Source organism: Conexibacter sp. W3-3-2, assembly GCF_009707605.1.
Lineage (GTDB): Bacteria > Actinomycetota > Thermoleophilia > Solirubrobacterales > Solirubrobacteraceae > Paraconexibacter > Paraconexibacter algicola.
Map to the genome: position 1 here is coordinate 4,615,976 of NZ_WLYW01000001.1, position 14,037 is coordinate 4,630,012.

Annotated in this window: 17 protein-coding genes; 12 read left to right on the plus strand and 5 right to left on the minus strand. The window is 73.4% G+C overall.

What is annotated here, in order from left to right:
* The first annotated feature begins 17 nt into the window (after nucleotides 1-17).
* The gene (hpt, locus tag GKE82_RS22100) at nucleotides 18-545 is read left to right on the plus strand and encodes a hypoxanthine phosphoribosyltransferase (protein ID WP_107570245.1); all 528 of its coding nucleotides are present in this window, start codon (nucleotides 18-20) and stop codon (nucleotides 543-545) included.
* 155 nt (nucleotides 546-700) lie between these two features.
* Nucleotides 701-2,701: an ATP-dependent zinc metalloprotease FtsH gene (gene ftsH, locus GKE82_RS22105; protein WP_107570244.1), complete on the plus strand. Its 2,001-nt coding sequence runs from the start codon at nucleotides 701-703 to the stop codon at nucleotides 2,699-2,701.
* 33 nt (nucleotides 2,702-2,734) lie between these two features.
* Here the strand turns inward: ftsH and GKE82_RS22110 are convergent, their stop codons facing one another.
* Nucleotides 2,735-3,019: a hypothetical protein gene (locus tag GKE82_RS22110; RefSeq protein ID WP_154734784.1), complete on the minus strand. Its 285-nt coding sequence runs from the start codon at nucleotides 3,017-3,019 to the stop codon at nucleotides 2,735-2,737.
* A gap of 129 nt (nucleotides 3,020-3,148) precedes the next feature.
* On the opposite strand from GKE82_RS22110, the gene folP reads away from it, so the two are divergent.
* From folP to folK, 5 genes are read left to right on the plus strand one after another with little or no spacing between them, the layout of a single operon-like run.
* The gene (gene folP, locus GKE82_RS22115; RefSeq protein ID WP_309233760.1) at nucleotides 3,149-3,946 is read left to right on the plus strand and encodes a dihydropteroate synthase; all 798 of its coding nucleotides are present in this window, start codon (nucleotides 3,149-3,151) and stop codon (nucleotides 3,944-3,946) included.
* Nucleotides 3,943-4,413 (plus strand): dihydroneopterin aldolase, encoded by a 471-nt coding sequence (gene folB / locus GKE82_RS22120; RefSeq protein WP_233243906.1) that lies wholly within the window; start codon nucleotides 3,943-3,945, stop codon nucleotides 4,411-4,413. Before folP ends, folB begins: the two co-directional genes overlap by 4 nt.
* Before the next feature lie 5 nt (nucleotides 4,414-4,418).
* Nucleotides 4,419-5,243: an acyl-CoA thioesterase II gene (locus GKE82_RS22125; protein ID WP_154734785.1), complete on the plus strand. Its 825-nt coding sequence runs from the start codon at nucleotides 4,419-4,421 to the stop codon at nucleotides 5,241-5,243.
* A gap of 19 nt (nucleotides 5,244-5,262) precedes the next feature.
* A complete protein-coding gene (locus tag GKE82_RS22130; protein WP_107570241.1) occupies nucleotides 5,263-5,655 on the plus strand; it encodes a nuclear transport factor 2 family protein in 393 nt (130 codons plus the stop codon).
* Nucleotides 5,652-6,173, plus strand: coding sequence for a 2-amino-4-hydroxy-6-hydroxymethyldihydropteridine diphosphokinase (folK, locus tag GKE82_RS22135; protein ID WP_309233761.1), 522 nt, complete (start codon nucleotides 5,652-5,654; stop codon nucleotides 6,171-6,173). Before GKE82_RS22130 ends, folK begins: the two co-directional genes overlap by 4 nt.
* A 3-nt stretch (nucleotides 6,174-6,176) precedes the next feature.
* Here folK and GKE82_RS22140 read toward each other — a convergent pair whose 3' ends face one another.
* The 3 genes from GKE82_RS22140 to GKE82_RS22150 are packed head-to-tail and all read right to left on the minus strand — an operon-like array spanning nucleotide 6,177 to nucleotide 8,466.
* Complete coding sequence (locus tag GKE82_RS22140) at nucleotides 6,177-6,515, minus strand: hypothetical protein (RefSeq protein WP_146175415.1); 339 nt, start codon at nucleotides 6,513-6,515, stop codon at nucleotides 6,177-6,179.
* Nucleotides 6,516-6,526: 11 nt separating this feature from the next.
* A complete protein-coding gene (locus GKE82_RS22145; RefSeq protein WP_154734786.1) occupies nucleotides 6,527-7,846 on the minus strand; it encodes an AAA family ATPase in 1,320 nt (439 codons plus the stop codon).
* The gene (locus GKE82_RS22150; protein WP_230316256.1) at nucleotides 7,843-8,466 is read right to left on the minus strand and encodes a TetR/AcrR family transcriptional regulator; all 624 of its coding nucleotides are present in this window, start codon (nucleotides 8,464-8,466) and stop codon (nucleotides 7,843-7,845) included. Before GKE82_RS22150 ends, GKE82_RS22145 begins: the two co-directional genes overlap by 4 nt.
* A 79-nt stretch (nucleotides 8,467-8,545) precedes the next feature.
* Between GKE82_RS22150 and GKE82_RS22155 the strand changes: the two genes are divergently transcribed.
* Nucleotides 8,546-9,421 (plus strand): alpha/beta fold hydrolase, encoded by an 876-nt coding sequence (locus GKE82_RS22155; RefSeq protein WP_154734788.1) that lies wholly within the window; start codon nucleotides 8,546-8,548, stop codon nucleotides 9,419-9,421.
* Here GKE82_RS22155 and GKE82_RS22160 read toward each other — a convergent pair.
* Nucleotides 9,379-10,128 (minus strand): glutathione S-transferase family protein, encoded by a 750-nt coding sequence (locus GKE82_RS22160; protein ID WP_154734789.1) that lies wholly within the window; start codon nucleotides 10,126-10,128, stop codon nucleotides 9,379-9,381. The genes GKE82_RS22155 and GKE82_RS22160 overlap by 43 nt on opposite strands.
* 23 nt (nucleotides 10,129-10,151) lie before the next feature.
* Between GKE82_RS22160 and GKE82_RS22165 the strand changes: the two genes are divergently transcribed.
* From GKE82_RS22165 to lysS, 4 genes are all read left to right on the plus strand, one after another.
* Complete coding sequence (locus GKE82_RS22165) at nucleotides 10,152-10,919, plus strand: type III pantothenate kinase (protein ID WP_107570234.1); 768 nt, start codon at nucleotides 10,152-10,154, stop codon at nucleotides 10,917-10,919.
* Nucleotides 10,920-10,947: 28 nt separating this feature from the next.
* Entirely contained in the window at nucleotides 10,948-11,964 is a 1,017-nt protein-coding gene (locus GKE82_RS22170; protein ID WP_154734790.1) for a tRNA-dihydrouridine synthase, read from the plus strand.
* A gap of 123 nt (nucleotides 11,965-12,087) precedes the next feature.
* Nucleotides 12,088-12,570 carry a transcription elongation factor GreA gene (gene greA / locus GKE82_RS22175; RefSeq protein WP_107570232.1) on the plus strand — a complete coding sequence of 161 codons (483 nt, stop codon included), beginning with the start codon at nucleotides 12,088-12,090 and terminating at the stop codon, nucleotides 12,568-12,570.
* A complete protein-coding gene (lysS, locus tag GKE82_RS22180) occupies nucleotides 12,567-14,036 on the plus strand; it encodes a lysine--tRNA ligase (RefSeq protein WP_154734791.1) in 1,470 nt (489 codons plus the stop codon). Before greA ends, lysS begins: the two co-directional genes overlap by 4 nt.
* Nucleotide 14,037 lies beyond the last annotated feature (1 nt).

Here is a 14,037-nt window from a genome sequence, read left to right on the forward strand (position 1 = left end):
GCCCTATCCTCCGCGCCATGCGCGACCCCCAGATCGGCGAGATCCTCGTCCAGCCCGACGCCCTCGCGCAGCGCGTGCGGGACCTCGGGGCGGAGATCTCGCGGGACTACGAGGGCCGCGACCCGCTCCTCGTCGGCGTCCTGAAGGGCGCGGTGTTCTTCCTCGCCGACCTGATGCGCCGGATCGACATCCCCTGCGAGGTCGACTTCATGGCGGTCGCCAGCTACGGCAGCGCGACGGACTCCAGCGGCGTCGTGCGGATCATCAAGGACCTCGACCGCGCGATCGACGGCCGTCACGTCCTGATCGTCGAGGACATCGTCGACTCGGGCCTGACGCTGCAGTACCTGCTGCGCAACCTCGGTGCGCGCGAGCCCGCCTCGCTGGAGGTGTGCGCGCTGCTGACCAAGCCGGAGCGCCGCAAGGTCGAGCTCGAGGCCCGCTACGTCGGCTTCGAGATCCCGGATCGCTTCGCCATCGGCTACGGGCTCGACCACGCCGAGCGGTACCGCAACCTCCCGTACGTCGCCTCGCTGAACGTGTAGGCCACGGGGCGCCGGGCTGCGTATCCCCTGAAGATGCGCAGCCCCGAGACCCGCCCCACCCGGCTTGGCCCCGAGAGCACCGTGGTAGGATCGGGGACCTTGCGTCACCACGCACGACGTCCACACGCCGCCTTCGCGGCGGAGGTTCTCGCCGTATGAGCCGGTTCTTCAAGAGCGCTGCATTCCCGATCCTGATCGTGGTGGTGCTGGCGTTCTTCGCCCAGCGCCTGATCAGCCCGGGGGAGGAGCCCGCGAAGCTCCAGTACTCCGAGCTGATCACGAAGATCGAGGCCGGGCAGGTCAAGACGGTCGACCTGCGCACGCGCGACAACGTCCTCAAGTACGAGCTGCGCGAGTCCCCGGGCCGTGACCAGGCCAAGAAGGGCGAGACCGGCTTCACCGACGGCAACGCGGAGCGCCTCGAGGCGCAGCTGACCGCCGCGGTGCAGGAGGGCAAGCTCCAGAGCTTCGACGTCGAGGGCCGCAAGAGCAACGGCTGGCTGTCGCTGCTGACCTACGTCCTGCCGTTCCTGATCTTCATCGGCTTCTGGATCTTCCTGATGAACCAGATGCAGGGTGGCGGCTCGAAGGTCATGTCCTTCGGCAAGTCCCGCGCCAAGCGCATGTCGGTCGACTCGCCGAAGATCACCTTCCGCGACGTCGCGGGCGCCGACGAGGCCGTCGAGGAGCTGCACGAGATCAAGGAGTTCCTCGAGAACCCGAAGAAGTTCCAGGCGCTCGGCGCCCGGATCCCCAAGGGCGTCCTGCTGTTCGGCCCTCCCGGCACCGGCAAGACGCTGCTGGCCCGCGCGGTCGCCGGCGAGGCCGGGGTGCCGTTCTTCTCGATCTCCGGCTCGGACTTCGTGGAGATGTTCGTCGGCGTCGGCGCGTCCCGCGTGCGCGACCTGTTCGAGCAGGCCAAGCAGAACTCGCCCTGCATCATCTTCATGGACGAGATCGACGCCGTCGGCCGCCACCGCGGCGCCGGCATGGGCGGCGGTCACGACGAGCGCGAGCAGACGCTCAACCAGCTGCTCGTCGAGATGGACGGCTTCACGATGACGGACAACATCATCCTCATCGCGGCCACCAACCGTCCCGACATCCTCGACCCCGCGCTGCTGCGCCCGGGCCGCTTCGACCGCCAGATCATGGTCGACCGCCCCGACCGCAAGGGCCGCGCGAAGATCCTCGACGTCCACACGCGCGGCAAGCCGCTGGCGCAGGAGATCGACACCGACACGCTCGCGGGCCAGACCCCGGGCTTCACCGGCGCCGACCTCGCGAACCTCGTCAACGAGGCTGCCCTGCTCGCCGCCCGCACCGGCAAGCGCGAGATCACCCAGGTGGAGCTCGAGGAGGGGATCATGCGCGTGATCGCCGGTCCCGAGAAGAAGACCCGGGTGATGGGCGAGAAGGAGCGGCTCGTCACCGCGTACCACGAGATGGGCCACGCGCTCGTCGGGCACTTCCTCGAGCACGCCGACCCGGTCCACAAGATCTCGGTCGTCAGCCGCGGCCAGGCGCTCGGGTACACGATCTCGATGCCGGGCGAGGACAAGTTCCTCACCACCCGTGCGGAGCTGCTCGACACGATGGCGATGACGCTCGGCGGTCGCGCCGCGGAGGAGATCGTCTTCGGCGAGATCACGACCGGTGCGTCGAACGACCTGCAGAAGGTCACCGCGACCGCCAAGCAGATGGTCATGCGCTTCGGCATGAGCGAGAAGCTCGGGCCGCGCGTGTTCGGTCACGACCACGGCCAGCCGTTCCTCGGCCGCGAGTTCAGCTCCGAGCCCGACTACAGCGACGACATCGCCAAGGAGATCGACGCGGAGATCCGTCGGATCGTCGAGTCCGCGCACCAGCGCGCCAAGGACCTCCTCAACGAGCACCGCGAGTCGCTCGAGACGATCTCCGAGCTGCTGCTCAAGCGCGAGACGATCGAGCGCGACGAGTTCGTGGCGCTGCTCGAGGGCAAGTCCGAGCTCGAGGTCTTCGGGCCCGACGAGGTCGAGCCGCCGGCGGACTCCACGCCGACCGCGTCCTCGACCCCCGAGCGTCGCGACGCGCCGCGCTCGCTGCCGCGTCCCGGCCTCGCCGGTGGCGGCGTCGAGGCGCGCGGTCTCGACAGCCCCGAGAAGCCGCTGCTCTAGCGTCCGGCGGCCGCTCGCGGCCGCCGGCCCGGCTCAGGCCACCCGCACCTGCGGGTGGTCGGTCGCCCGGCGCCCGCCGCGACGGCGCTCGCCGCCCGCGCCCGGCCCGCCGTCGGCGCGCCACCGGCGGTCCACGCCCGTCCGCCGCTCGATCCCGTCCCACGTGCCGGTCGTCGCGGCCATCCGCGCTGCCGGGACGGCCGCGGGCTCCTGCGCGGACGGCGCCAGCGCGTCGGCGACGCGGGCGACGCCCAGCGAGGCGGCGGTGAGCAGGCCGACCACGGCGGTGGTGGCGAGGACGAGGGCGACGGTGTGCACGGGCGCTGATCTGCTTTCTGCTCGTCGCGGCACGCCGCGACCGGACGGACGGGGACCGGCTCCGACCCGCACCATCTCCGACCGTCCGGACGGAATCCGGACGCCGCGGCGACGTGGCAGGATCCGGCCGTGGCCTTCACCGTCATGGGGATCGTGAACGTGACGCCCGACTCGTTCAGCGACGGCGGCGCGTTCCTCGACGAGCGCGACGCGATCGCGCACGGACGGCGGCTCGCGGCGGAGGGCGCCGCGATCCTCGACGTCGGCGGCGAGTCGACGCGGCCCGGAGCGGCCGCCGTCGACGCGGGCGAGGAGCTGCGGCGCGTGCGGCCGGTCGTCGCCGCGCTGGCGGCGGACGGCGTCGCGCGCGTCTCGATCGACACGTCGAAGGTCGATGTCGCGCAGGCCGCGCTCGACGCCGGGGCCGTGTACGTCAACGACGTGACCGCGTTCCGCGCCGAGCCGGAGCTCGCGGGGCTCGTCGCCGACCGCGGCGTGGACTGCTGCCTCATGCACATGCTCGGCGACCCGCGCACGATGCAGCGCGACCCCCGCTACGACGACGTCGTCGACGACATCCTCGCCTTCCTGGAGGAGCGCATCACCTTCGCGGTCGGCGAGGGGGTCGCCGAGCACCGGATCCAGATCGACCCCGGCATCGGGTTCGGCAAGACGATCGAGCACAACCTCGAGCTCGTGCGACGCATCGACGCGTTCTGCACGCTCGGGTTCCCCGTGGTCGTGGGCACGTCGCGCAAGTCGTTCCTCGGCCGCCTGACCGGCCGCGACGAGCCCGCGCGGCGCGTCGCCGCCACGCTGGCCACGAACGTCCTGGCGTACGAGCGCGGTGCGTCGGTCTTCCGCGTCCACGACGTGGCTGAGCACGTGGACGCGCTCACCGTGGCGGCTGCTACGTTGCCGCGGTGATCAGCGACGAGCACGGGCCCGACGAGGACGACCTCGAGGACGACCTGGACGACGACGACCTCGACGAGCACGACTTCGACGAGGAGGGCGGCCCGCAGACCGAGGTGACCATCGAGGTCAGCGGCCTGTCGCTGTACACCCACCACGGGGTCACGGCCGCGGAGCGCGAGATCGGGCAGCGGCTCGTCCTGGACATCCGCATGGAGGTCGGGGAGTGCGACGCGACCGTCACCGACATGGTCGACGACACCGTCGACTACGGCGAGGTCTGCAACGTCTGCGCGCTCGTGGCCCAGCAGCGCTCCTACAAGACGCTGGAGCGGCTCTGCTCCGCGATCGCCGACGCGCTGCTCGACCGCTTCGCCGCCGACGAGGTGTCGGTGAAGGCCGCCAAGCCCGAGCCCCCGATCGCGCTGCCCGTCGACGAGGTCAGCGTCGAGGTCTGGCGGACCGCGCGCGAGCGCTAGCCGCGATGGCCGGGGAGGACCCGCACTTCGGCCGCGACTCCGCGGTCGAGCCGCTCGGCGACGGCCGCTACCGCGCATTCGTGACGCCCAGCTGGTCGGCGCCGGTCGGGCCCAACGGCGGCTACATCGCGGCGATGGTCATCCACGCGATCGAGGCGCAGGTCGCCGACCCGGCCCGCCACCTGCGGTCGATCACGCTGCACTACCTGCGCTCCCCGGCGGTCGACCGCGACGCCGAGGTGCACGTGACCGTCGAGCGGTCGGGCCGGTCGGTCACGACGGTCACGGCGCGGCTCGTGCAGGACGACGACCTCTGCATCCTCGCGCTCGCGGCGCTCTCGCTGCCGTTCCCGCCGGCCGCCGACTACGCGACGGCGCCGCCGACGCTGCCGCCCTACGCGGCGCTCCCGGCGGTGGACCTCCCGGAGCAGGCCCCGGAGATCGCCCACCGCCTCGACATCCGCTACGGCCTCGGGCACCCGCCGTTCAGCCTTGCCCCGGAGGCGCTCACCGGCGGCTACGTGCGGCTCGCGAACCCGGTGGCCTACGACGCCGGGGTCCTGGCACTGCTCGTCGACGCCTGGCTGCCCGCCCCGTGGTGCCGCCTGGACGCGGTCGCGGGCGCGCCGACCCTCGACCTCACCGTCCACTTCCGGGCGCCCGAGGTCGCGCTCGCGCTCGACCCGGCGACGCCGCTGATCGGCCGCTACCGCTCCGGGACGTCCCGGGACGGACTGTCGGAGGAGGACGCCGAGATCTGGGCGCCCGACGGCACGCTGCTGGTGCAGGGCCGGCAGCTGGCGCTGCTGCGGGCGCGACGCGACCGCTGAGACGTGAGAGGGTCTGCGCATGAGCACGCTCGCCTTCCGTGACGCCGTCGTGGCCCACGACCACGCGGCGCTGGTCGCCACCCTGGCGCCCGACGTCGTCTTCTGCTCCCCGGCGGTCCACAAGCCCTACGCGGGCCGCGACGCGACCGCGTTCGTGCTCGCCGGGGTGCTGCAGGTGTTCGAGGACTTCCGCTACGTCGACGAGCTGCACGACGGCGACCGCGCGGTGCTCCGCTTCCGCGCCACCGTCGGCGACCGCGAGATCGAGGGCGTCGACCTGCTGACCGTCGGCGCGGACGGCCTCGTCACGGAGCTGACGGTGATGATCCGCCCGCTGAGCGGCCTGCAGGCCGTCGTCGAGGGCATGGGCCGCGCGCTCGCCGCGCTCCAGGAGCAGGGGACCGGCGCGTGACCGGCTACCTCGGCCTGGGCTCCAACGTCGGCGACCGGCGCGGCAACCTGCAGCGGGCGGTCGACCTGCTGCCCGCACAGGGCGTCACGGTCACGGCGGCGAGCTCGACCTACGACACCGATGCGGTCGGCGAGGTCCTCGACCAGCCGTCGTTCCTCAACGCGTGCGTGCGGATCGAGACCGATCTCGCGCCCGAGGCGCTGCTCGACGCGTGCAAGGCCGTCGAGCGGGAGCTCGGTCGCATCCTCGCCGGGGAAGACGGCTACGTGCGTCACGGGCCGCGCCCGATCGACGTCGACCTGCTGCTGCTCGGGGACGCCCCGTACCGCAGCGAGCGGCTGGCGCTGCCGCACGAGCAGGTGACCTCGCGCCGCTTCGTGCTCGTGCCGCTGCTGGAGCTCGACCTCGAGCTGCGCACCCCGGACGGGGCGTCGCTGGCGGAGGCGCTCGCCGCGCTGCCGCTGGACGAGGGCGTGCGCCGCGAGGGCGCGCCGCTGCAGGTCCCGCCGGCCGGCTGAGCGTCAGCCGGCGGCGACCGGGACGAGGTCCCGGTCCAGGCCGCGCGGCATCAGCGTGAAGCTGACGGCGCCGAGCTCGACCTTCAGCGCCCGGCCGGGCGCGAGGTCGCGCGTGAGCGTCGCGGGCGCGGGCGGCTCGCGCCGCAGGCCGAACATCCGCAGCGCGACGCGCGCCCCGTGGCCCTGGAGGGCGCGCACGGCGGCGCCGCGGTCGGTGCGCCAGCCCGTGGCCAGCAGCGTGCTGCCGTGCCACAGCTCCCAGCGCCAGCGGCTGAAGCCCATGCGGCCGGGCGGGAGCAGGTGCAGCGCGTAGTCGAACTCGAGGCCCTGGAACGTCGGCACGGACGCGAAGGCTACCGACCCGGCCCGGTCGCCCACCCGGGACCGTCGGGCACGTCCTGCTCGTCGATCGTGTCCAGGTCCGGGCCCGCGACGACGCCGTCGGCGGTCACGCGCAGCGCCTGGTGCGCGAGACAGCGCTCGTAGAAGCTCCGCGCGGTGCGCGCGTTGGCCCAGTCGGCGCCACGGTCGGCGTGCAGGGCGGCGAGGGCGGCGTGCGCGCGCTCGCGGGCGCCGGCGGTGAGCGTCCAGTGGTCGCGCTCGACGACCCGGTCGAAGATCGCGGCGAGCTCGGCGGCGTCGTAGTCGGCGAACTCGAGCGTCGCCTGCAGCCGCGAGCGCAGGCCGGTGTTGGCGGCGATCAGCGTCTCCATCTCGTCCCGGTAGCCGGCGAGGATGACGACGAGCCGGTCGCGGTCGTCCTCCATGCGCTTGACGAGCTCGGCGAGCGCCTCGCGCCCGAAGTCCTCCTGGCCGCCGGACACGAGGCTGTACGCCTCGTCGACGAACAGGACGCCGCCGAGCGCCTGGTCGCAGACGGCGTTCGTGCGCTGCGCGGTCTGCCCGACGAACCCCGCGACGAGGTCGGCGCGCGTGACCTCGACGAGGTGTCCGCTGCCGACGACGCCGAGCGCGCCGTAGAGGCGCCCGACGATGCGGGCGACGGTCGTCTTGCCGGTGCCGGGCGCGCCGACCATCGCGAGGTGCCGCGTGCGCACGCCGACGGGCAGGCCGGCGGCGCCGCGGGCCTGCGCGACCTGCGCGAGCGCGACGAGGCGGCGGACCTCGGCCTTGACGCCGGCGAGGCCGATCAGGCCGTCGAGCTCGGCGAGCAGCTGATCGACCGTCGCGGGGTCCGGCGCCGGCGCGGCGGGCGTGGCCGGCGGGGCCGCGCGCCGGACGGGCGCCGGGGGCGGGCCGCCCTCGAGCCGGTCGCGGACCGTGCGGGCCTCGGCGCGCAGCGCGTCCCCGAGGCCGGCGGACAGCCGCACCGCCTCGTCGGCCAGGTCCCGTGCCCGGTCGCGGTCCCCGGCCGCGTCGGTGGCGAGCGCGGCACGCAGCCGCCGGATGACGGCGAGTCCGTCGACCCGTGAGGCGGCGCGGTCGACCTCGCAGGCCTCCGCGAAGGCGGCGGCCGTCGCGGCCGGATCCCCGGCGCGCTGCGCGAGCTCCGCGCGCGCCACGGCGAGCTCGGCGCGCTCGGGCGCGGTCGCCGGCAGCGTCCGGGCCGCGTCCTGCGCGAGCCGCAGCGCGGCGAGGGCGTCGGCGTCGCGGCCCTCGCGCGCGGCGGTGGCGGCGGTGGCGAGGTAGCCGCGCAGGCGCTGGACGCTCATGCGGGTCGGCGAAGTCCGGCGATGAGGGCGTCCACGACCGCGATCGCCTCGGTGGCGGCCGCGTCCGGGTCCGCGGCACGGGCCACGTAGAGGGCCGCCTCGTCGAGCGCGCCGAGCAGCACGTGCGCGAGCGGGCGGGTCGGCTGCGGTGCGAGCACCCCGGCGTCGATCGCGGCCTGCAGGACGGTCTCGGTGAGCCCGAGGCCGTGGGCCAGCCCGATCGCGCGCCAGCGGTCCCACCCGAGCACGGCGGGTGCGTCGACCAGGGCGATCCGCTCGACGGCGGGGTCTCGGACGCCGGCGAAGAAGGCCCGGGCGGCCGCGCCGAGCGCGTCGAGCGGGTCGCCGGTCCGGGCGGCCTCCAGGGCGCCGGGGGCGAGCTGGGCGGTCAGCTCCGCCTCGATCTCCTCGTACACGGCGGCGAACAGCTCGCGCTTGTCGGCGAACTGGTGGTAGAGCGCCCCCCGGGTCACCCCGGCGGTCCGGACGATCTCCTCGGTCCCGACCTCCGCGTAGCCGCGGGTGGCGAACAGCTCGCGGCCTGCAGCGATGAGCGCGGACCGGGTCGCCGCGGAGCGGGCCGCGTGCTTGGTCGGGGCAGGGTCCGACGAGCCGCTCATTGACATGCAGACTGTCTGTATGTAATTTCCGTACAGCTTGTACGCATCACTGTGACGCTACCGGAACCAGGAGACACCCATGAGCCACCCGTCCACCCTGAAGCTCCCGTCCGGCCCCCTCGTCGTGCACGACGACGGTCCCGTCGATGGCCCCGCGGTCGTGTTCGTCCACGGCTTCCTCGTCGACTCCCGGCTGTGGGAGGCGACCGCCGAGGCCCTCGCGGACGACCATCGCGTGGTCCGCCCCGACCTGCCACTCGGCGCGCACCGGACGCCGATCGGGACGTCCGCCGCGCTCTCTCCGCGCGGTGTCGCCCGCCTCGTCCTCGAACTCCTCGACGCGCTCGACCTCGAGGACGTGACGCTCGTGGGCAACGACACCGGCGGCGCGATCTGCCAGTTCGTCCTCGACGAGCGCCCGTCCCGCGTCGGCCGGCTGGTCCTGACCAACTGCGATGGCTTCGAGACGTTCCCGCCCGCGCCGTTCAACCTCGTCCACCTGCTCAAGCGCGTCCCCGGCGGCGTGGAGGTGGCGCTGGCGCCCATGCGGTTGCGGCTGGGCCGCCACATCGCGCTCGGGACGCTCGCGCGCACGCGGATCCCGGACGAGCTGCTGCGCGCGTGGAGCGAGCCGTTCCTCACCGACCGGGCGATCCGCCGCGAAACACTGACGTTCCTGCGTGCCGCCTGGCCCCGCGACCTGGTCGAGGCCTCCACGCGCCTGCACCGCTTCGAGGGTCCCGTCCTGCTGGCCTGGGCCCCGGCCGACCGCTTCTTCACGATCGGGCTCGCCCGGCGCCTGCGGGACGCCTGCCGCGACGCGCGGCTGGTGGAGATCCCCGACGCGAAGACGTTCGTCGCGTGGGATCAGCCGCAGCGGCTCGCGGACGAGATCCGGGCGTTCGCCGCGGCTCAGGCCGTCGCGGCCGGCGCCGGCAGCCACTCGGCCGGGTAGGTCCCGGCCGGGACGTGCCCGCCGATGGCGGGCAGCGCCCGGCGCACGAGGTCGGCGACCGGCCGGCCCTCGATCAGCGGGGCGACGTCGCCGATCGTCATCAGCAGTCGGACCGACGGCAGGATCTGCAGGTCCGCGGCGTTCGGCGGCTCGCCCCCGAGCGTGCCGTCGGCGATCCAGGCGTCGATGCGGTCGAGGTGCGCGGGGAGCGCGAGCAGGTCGGCGCGCGTCGCCGCGTCGGTCGCGCCGTTCATCCGCCGCTCGATCCGCGTCAGCACGGGGGCGGCCGCGACGAGCGCCGCGCCGGGGGCCGGGATCTTCGAGTTCTCGGTGAAGGACGGCAGCGCCTTGGGGTTGCGCTGGAACGCGGGCCACAGGATCCGCCGCGGGATCGACTGGAACACCTCGTCGCCCCAGCGCTCGGCGGCGGCGACCGCGGCGCGGCGCTCCGGGTCGGTCGGCCACAGCGACGGCTCGGGCACGCGGCGCTCGAGCTCGGCGAGGATCGCGCGGGACCCGCTGACCTTCAGGCCGTCCTCGAACGTCATCGCCGGAACGGTGCGCACGCCGAACAGCGCCTTGGCGACCGGCGCGTGCAGCGGCGGCACCAGCTCGACCGTCTTGTACGGGATGCCCTTCATCGTCAGGGCGCGTTCGACCGTCGCGCACGGATGGGAGCCGTCGATCATGAAGAGCTTGTTCGGCATCGGGCGAGCATACTGTCGGCCTCATGCTCCTCGTGGTCGACGTCGGGAACACGCAGACGCACTTCGGCACCTACTCGCCGCAGGGCGAGCTCGTCGAGCACTGGCGCTTCGCGACCGTGCGCTCGTCGACCGCCGACGAGCTCGGGGCGGCGCTGCGCAACCTGCTGGAGCTGCGCGGGGTCGGACTGGCCGACCTCAGCGCCTCGATCGTGTCCTCGACGGTCCCGCAGCTGGAGCCCGAGTGGGTGCGCATGGCCGGGCACTACCTCGGTCACGAGATGCTCGCCGTCGGCCCCGGGATCCGCACCGGCATGCCGATCAAGATCGACAACCCGCGCGAGCTCGGCGCCGACCGGCTCGTCAACGCGGTCGCCGCGTTCGAGCGGCTCGGCGGCCCGTGCATCTCCGTCGACTTCGGCACGGCGGTGAACTTCGACGTCGTCAGCGCCGAGGGCGAGTACGTCGGTGGCGTCCTGATGCCCGGCGTGGAGATCTCGCTGGACGCGCTGACCTCGCGCGGCGCGAAGCTCCCGCGGATCGACCTCGTGCCGCCGCGCCGGGCGATCGGCAAGGGGACGGTCGAGGCGATCCGGGCGGGCGTGATCTACGGCTACGCCTCGGCGGTCGACGGCCTGATCGAGCGCATCCACGAGGAGCTCGAGGCGACGGCGCCGGTCCTGGCCACCGGTGGGCTGGCGAGCACCGTCGTGCCGTACTGCCGCTCGATCGACGAGCAGGACGACCTGCTCACGCTCGAGGGGCTGCGGCTGCTGCACGCGCGCAACGCCTGAGGCGCGCCGCTTGGCATCATCCGTGGTGATGCGGAGCCTGACGGACAGCTGGGAGCTCGGGGGCGTGCACGTCCCCAACCGCGTGATGCTCGCGCCGCTGGCGGGCATCGGCAACTGGTTCGTGCGCCTGCAGGCCAAGCGCTACGGGGCGGGGATGGCCGTCAGCGAGATGGTGTCGAGCTTCGGCATCCACCACGGCAACGAGAAGACCTGCACCGAGATGCTGCGCATCCACCCCGAGGAGCGTCGCGTCGGCACCGACGGCTCGGGCGGGGTCACCTCGCTGCAGCTGTTCGGCCAGGACCCCGACGTGATGCGCTCGGCCGCCGCCTCGGTCGCGCGGGTCGGCGGCGTCGACATCATCGACCTGAACATGGGCTGCCCGGTCCCGAAGGTCATGAAGACCGGGGCCGGCGCCGCGATGCTCAAGGACCCCGACACGGCGGTCGCCGTCGCCACCGCGGCCCGCGAGGGCAGCGGCCTGCCGGTCACCGTCAAGCTGCGCTCCGGCGAGCGCAAGGGGGACCGCAGCGGCCTGGACCTCGCCCACCGGCTCGTCGCCGAGGCCGGGGTCGCCGCGATCACCTTCCACCCGCGCTCGGCGCAGGTGCACCACAAGGGCGTGCCGGACTACGACCTCGCCCGGGAGCTCGTGGAGACGCTGCCGGCCCCGGTGATCCTCACCGGTGGCCTGCAGGACGTCGCCTCGATCCGCTCGGCGTTCGAGTACACCGGCGCGGAGGCCGTGATGCTCGCGCGCGGCTGCCTGGGCAACCCGTGGCTGTTCGCGCAGGTGCTCGGCCTGCGCGAGGAGCCCCCGACCCGCGCCGAGGTCCTCGACGAGCTCGACTGGGTGATGGATCGCGCGGTCGAGCACCTCGGGCCGGACCGCGGCGGCCGCTACCTGCGCAAGTTCTACCCCTGGTACGTGACCACGCTGGGGGAGGGCACGGCGCTGCAGCAGGCGCTCCAGCAGACCAGCACGGTGGAGGAGGCGCGAGCCGTCCTCGCGCCCCTGCGCGACGCCGCGGCGGCTGCGGCCTGAGGCCGCTGACGCACTCGCTATACTCCGCCGCTCGCCCGGCCCACGTCGGGACGGCGAACCCCGCCAGGTGCGGGGTTTTTGTCGCCCTGAGGGCCGGTGGAATCCGCGAAGCCAGGTAGCCCCATGCCGAAGGACGTCATCCTCACCCCCGAAGGCCTCGAGAAGCTCAAGGAGGAGCTCGAGCACCTCTCGACCGAGAAGCGCCGCGAGGTCGCCGAGCGCATCAAGGAGGCGCGGGAGTTCGGGGACATCTCCGAGAACTCGGAGTACGACGACGCCAAGAACGAGCAGGCGATGCTCGAGTCGCGGATCCTCGCGCTGGAGGAGAAGCTCCGCTCCGCGCAGGTCATCGACGCCGACGAGGTCTCCAAGGACGTCGTGGGCATCGGCTCGGTCGTCACGATCAAGGACGAGAAGACCGAGAAGTCGCAGACCTTCACGATCGTCGGCTCCGCCGAGGCGGACATGGCCGAGATGAAGCTCTCCAACGAGTCCCCGGTCGGCCGGGCGCTGATCGGCCACAAGAAGAACGACGTCGTCTCCGTGCAGGTGCCCAAGGGCCCGGCGCGCAAGCTCAAGATCACCAAGATCGAGGTCGGGCTCTGACCGAGCCCGCGGGCGGTACCGAGGCCGAGCTCCTCGCCGTCCGCCGCCAGAAGCTGGACCAGCTCCGCGCCGACGGCGTGGAGCCGTTCCCGCACGCCTTCCCCGACGTCGAGCCGATCGGCGACGTCCGCGCGGCGCACGCCGGGCTCGAGGACGGCGCCGAGACCGACAGCACCCACCGGGTCGCCGGGCGGCTCGCGGCCCGGCGCGGCCAGGGCAAGATGGCGTTCCTGGACCTCGTCGACCGCAGCGGCCGCATCCAGCTGCAGGCGAAGCTCGACGTCCTCGGGCCCGAGCTCATGGAGCGCCTGCTGGGCCTCGACCTCGGCGACCTGCTCGGGATCGACGGGACCGCGTTCATGTCGCGCCGCGGCGAGCTGACGCTCCGCGTCGACGGCTTCACCGTCCTGGCGAAGTCGCTGCGCCCGCCGCCGGACAAGCACGCGGGCCTCCAGGACGTCGAGACCCGCTTCCGCCGCCGCGAGCTCGACCTGATCGCCAACGAGGAGTCCCGCGCGATCTTCCTGACGCGGGCGAAGGTCATCTCGACCGTGCGCCGGATGCTCGACGACGACGGCTTCGTCGAGGTCGAGACGCCCATGCTGCAGCCGCTCTACGGCGGCGCGATGGCCCGGCCGTTCGTCACGCACCACAACCAGCTCGACCGCGACTTCTACCTGCGGATCGCCACCGAGCTGTACCTCAAGCGGTGCATCGTCGGGGGCCTCGAGCGCGTCTACGAGCTCGGCAAGGACTTCCGCAACGAGGGCGTCAGCTTCAAGCACAACCCCGAGTTCACGATGATCGAGTGGTACGAGGCGTACGCCGACTACCAGGACGCCGCACGCCGCCTCGAGACGATCGTCGGCGCGGTCGCCGAGGCGGTCGGCTACACCGGCGAGCTCGAGTTCGGCACCCCGTGGCGGCGCGTCACGTTCGTCGGCGCGATCCGCGACGAGACCGGCATCGACATCCTCGAGCACCGCGACGCGGCCGCCCTGCGCGCCGCCGTCGAGCGGTCCGAGCGGGTCGACCTGCCCACCGCCGACCTCACGTGGCCGCAGCTCGTCGACGACCTGCTGTCCAAGTACGTGGAGCCGACGCTCCAGCAGCCGACGCTCGTCATGGACTACCCGGTCGAGATCTCCCCGTTCGCGAAGGCGCACCGCTCCGAGCCGGGGCTCACCGAGCGGTTCGAGGCGTTCTGCGGCGGCATGGAGATCGCCAACGCGTTCACCGAGCTCAACGACCCCGACGTCCAGCGCGAGCGGTTCGAGGCGCAGGTGCGCCTCGCCGGCGAGGGCGACGAGGAGGCCCAGCCCTACGACGAGGTCTTCGTCCAGGCGATGGAGCACGGCATGCCGCCCACCGGCGGCCTGGGCCTGGGCATCGACCGGCTCGTGATGCTCATGACCGGGCAGCGCTCGATCCGCGAGGTCGTGCTCTTCCCGGCCATGCGCGACTGAG

Coding starts and splice junctions, on each gene's coding strand:
- GKE82_RS22170 (WP_154734790.1), top strand. CDS start 10,948: ATGCGGAGCCTGACGGACAGCTGGGAGCTCGGGGGCGTGCACGTCCCC.
- greA (WP_107570232.1), top strand. CDS start 12,088: ATGCCGAAGGACGTCATCCTCACCCCCGAAGGCCTCGAGAAGCTCAAG.
- GKE82_RS22125 (WP_154734785.1), top strand. CDS start 4,419: ATGGCCGGGGAGGACCCGCACTTCGGCCGCGACTCCGCGGTCGAGCCG.
- GKE82_RS22160 (WP_154734789.1), bottom strand. CDS start 10,128: ATGCCGAACAAGCTCTTCATGATCGACGGCTCCCATCCGTGCGCGACG.
- GKE82_RS22155 (WP_154734788.1), top strand. CDS start 8,546: ATGAGCCACCCGTCCACCCTGAAGCTCCCGTCCGGCCCCCTCGTCGTG.
- GKE82_RS22150 (WP_230316256.1), bottom strand. CDS start 8,466: ATGAGCGGCTCGTCGGACCCTGCCCCGACCAAGCACGCGGCCCGCTCC.
- GKE82_RS22145 (WP_154734786.1), bottom strand. CDS start 7,846: ATGAGCGTCCAGCGCCTGCGCGGCTACCTCGCCACCGCCGCCACCGCC.
- ftsH (WP_107570244.1), top strand. CDS start 701: ATGAGCCGGTTCTTCAAGAGCGCTGCATTCCCGATCCTGATCGTGGTG.
- hpt (WP_107570245.1), top strand. CDS start 18: ATGCGCGACCCCCAGATCGGCGAGATCCTCGTCCAGCCCGACGCCCTC.
- GKE82_RS22165 (WP_107570234.1), top strand. CDS start 10,152: ATGCTCCTCGTGGTCGACGTCGGGAACACGCAGACGCACTTCGGCACC.
- GKE82_RS22130 (WP_107570241.1), top strand. CDS start 5,263: ATGAGCACGCTCGCCTTCCGTGACGCCGTCGTGGCCCACGACCACGCG.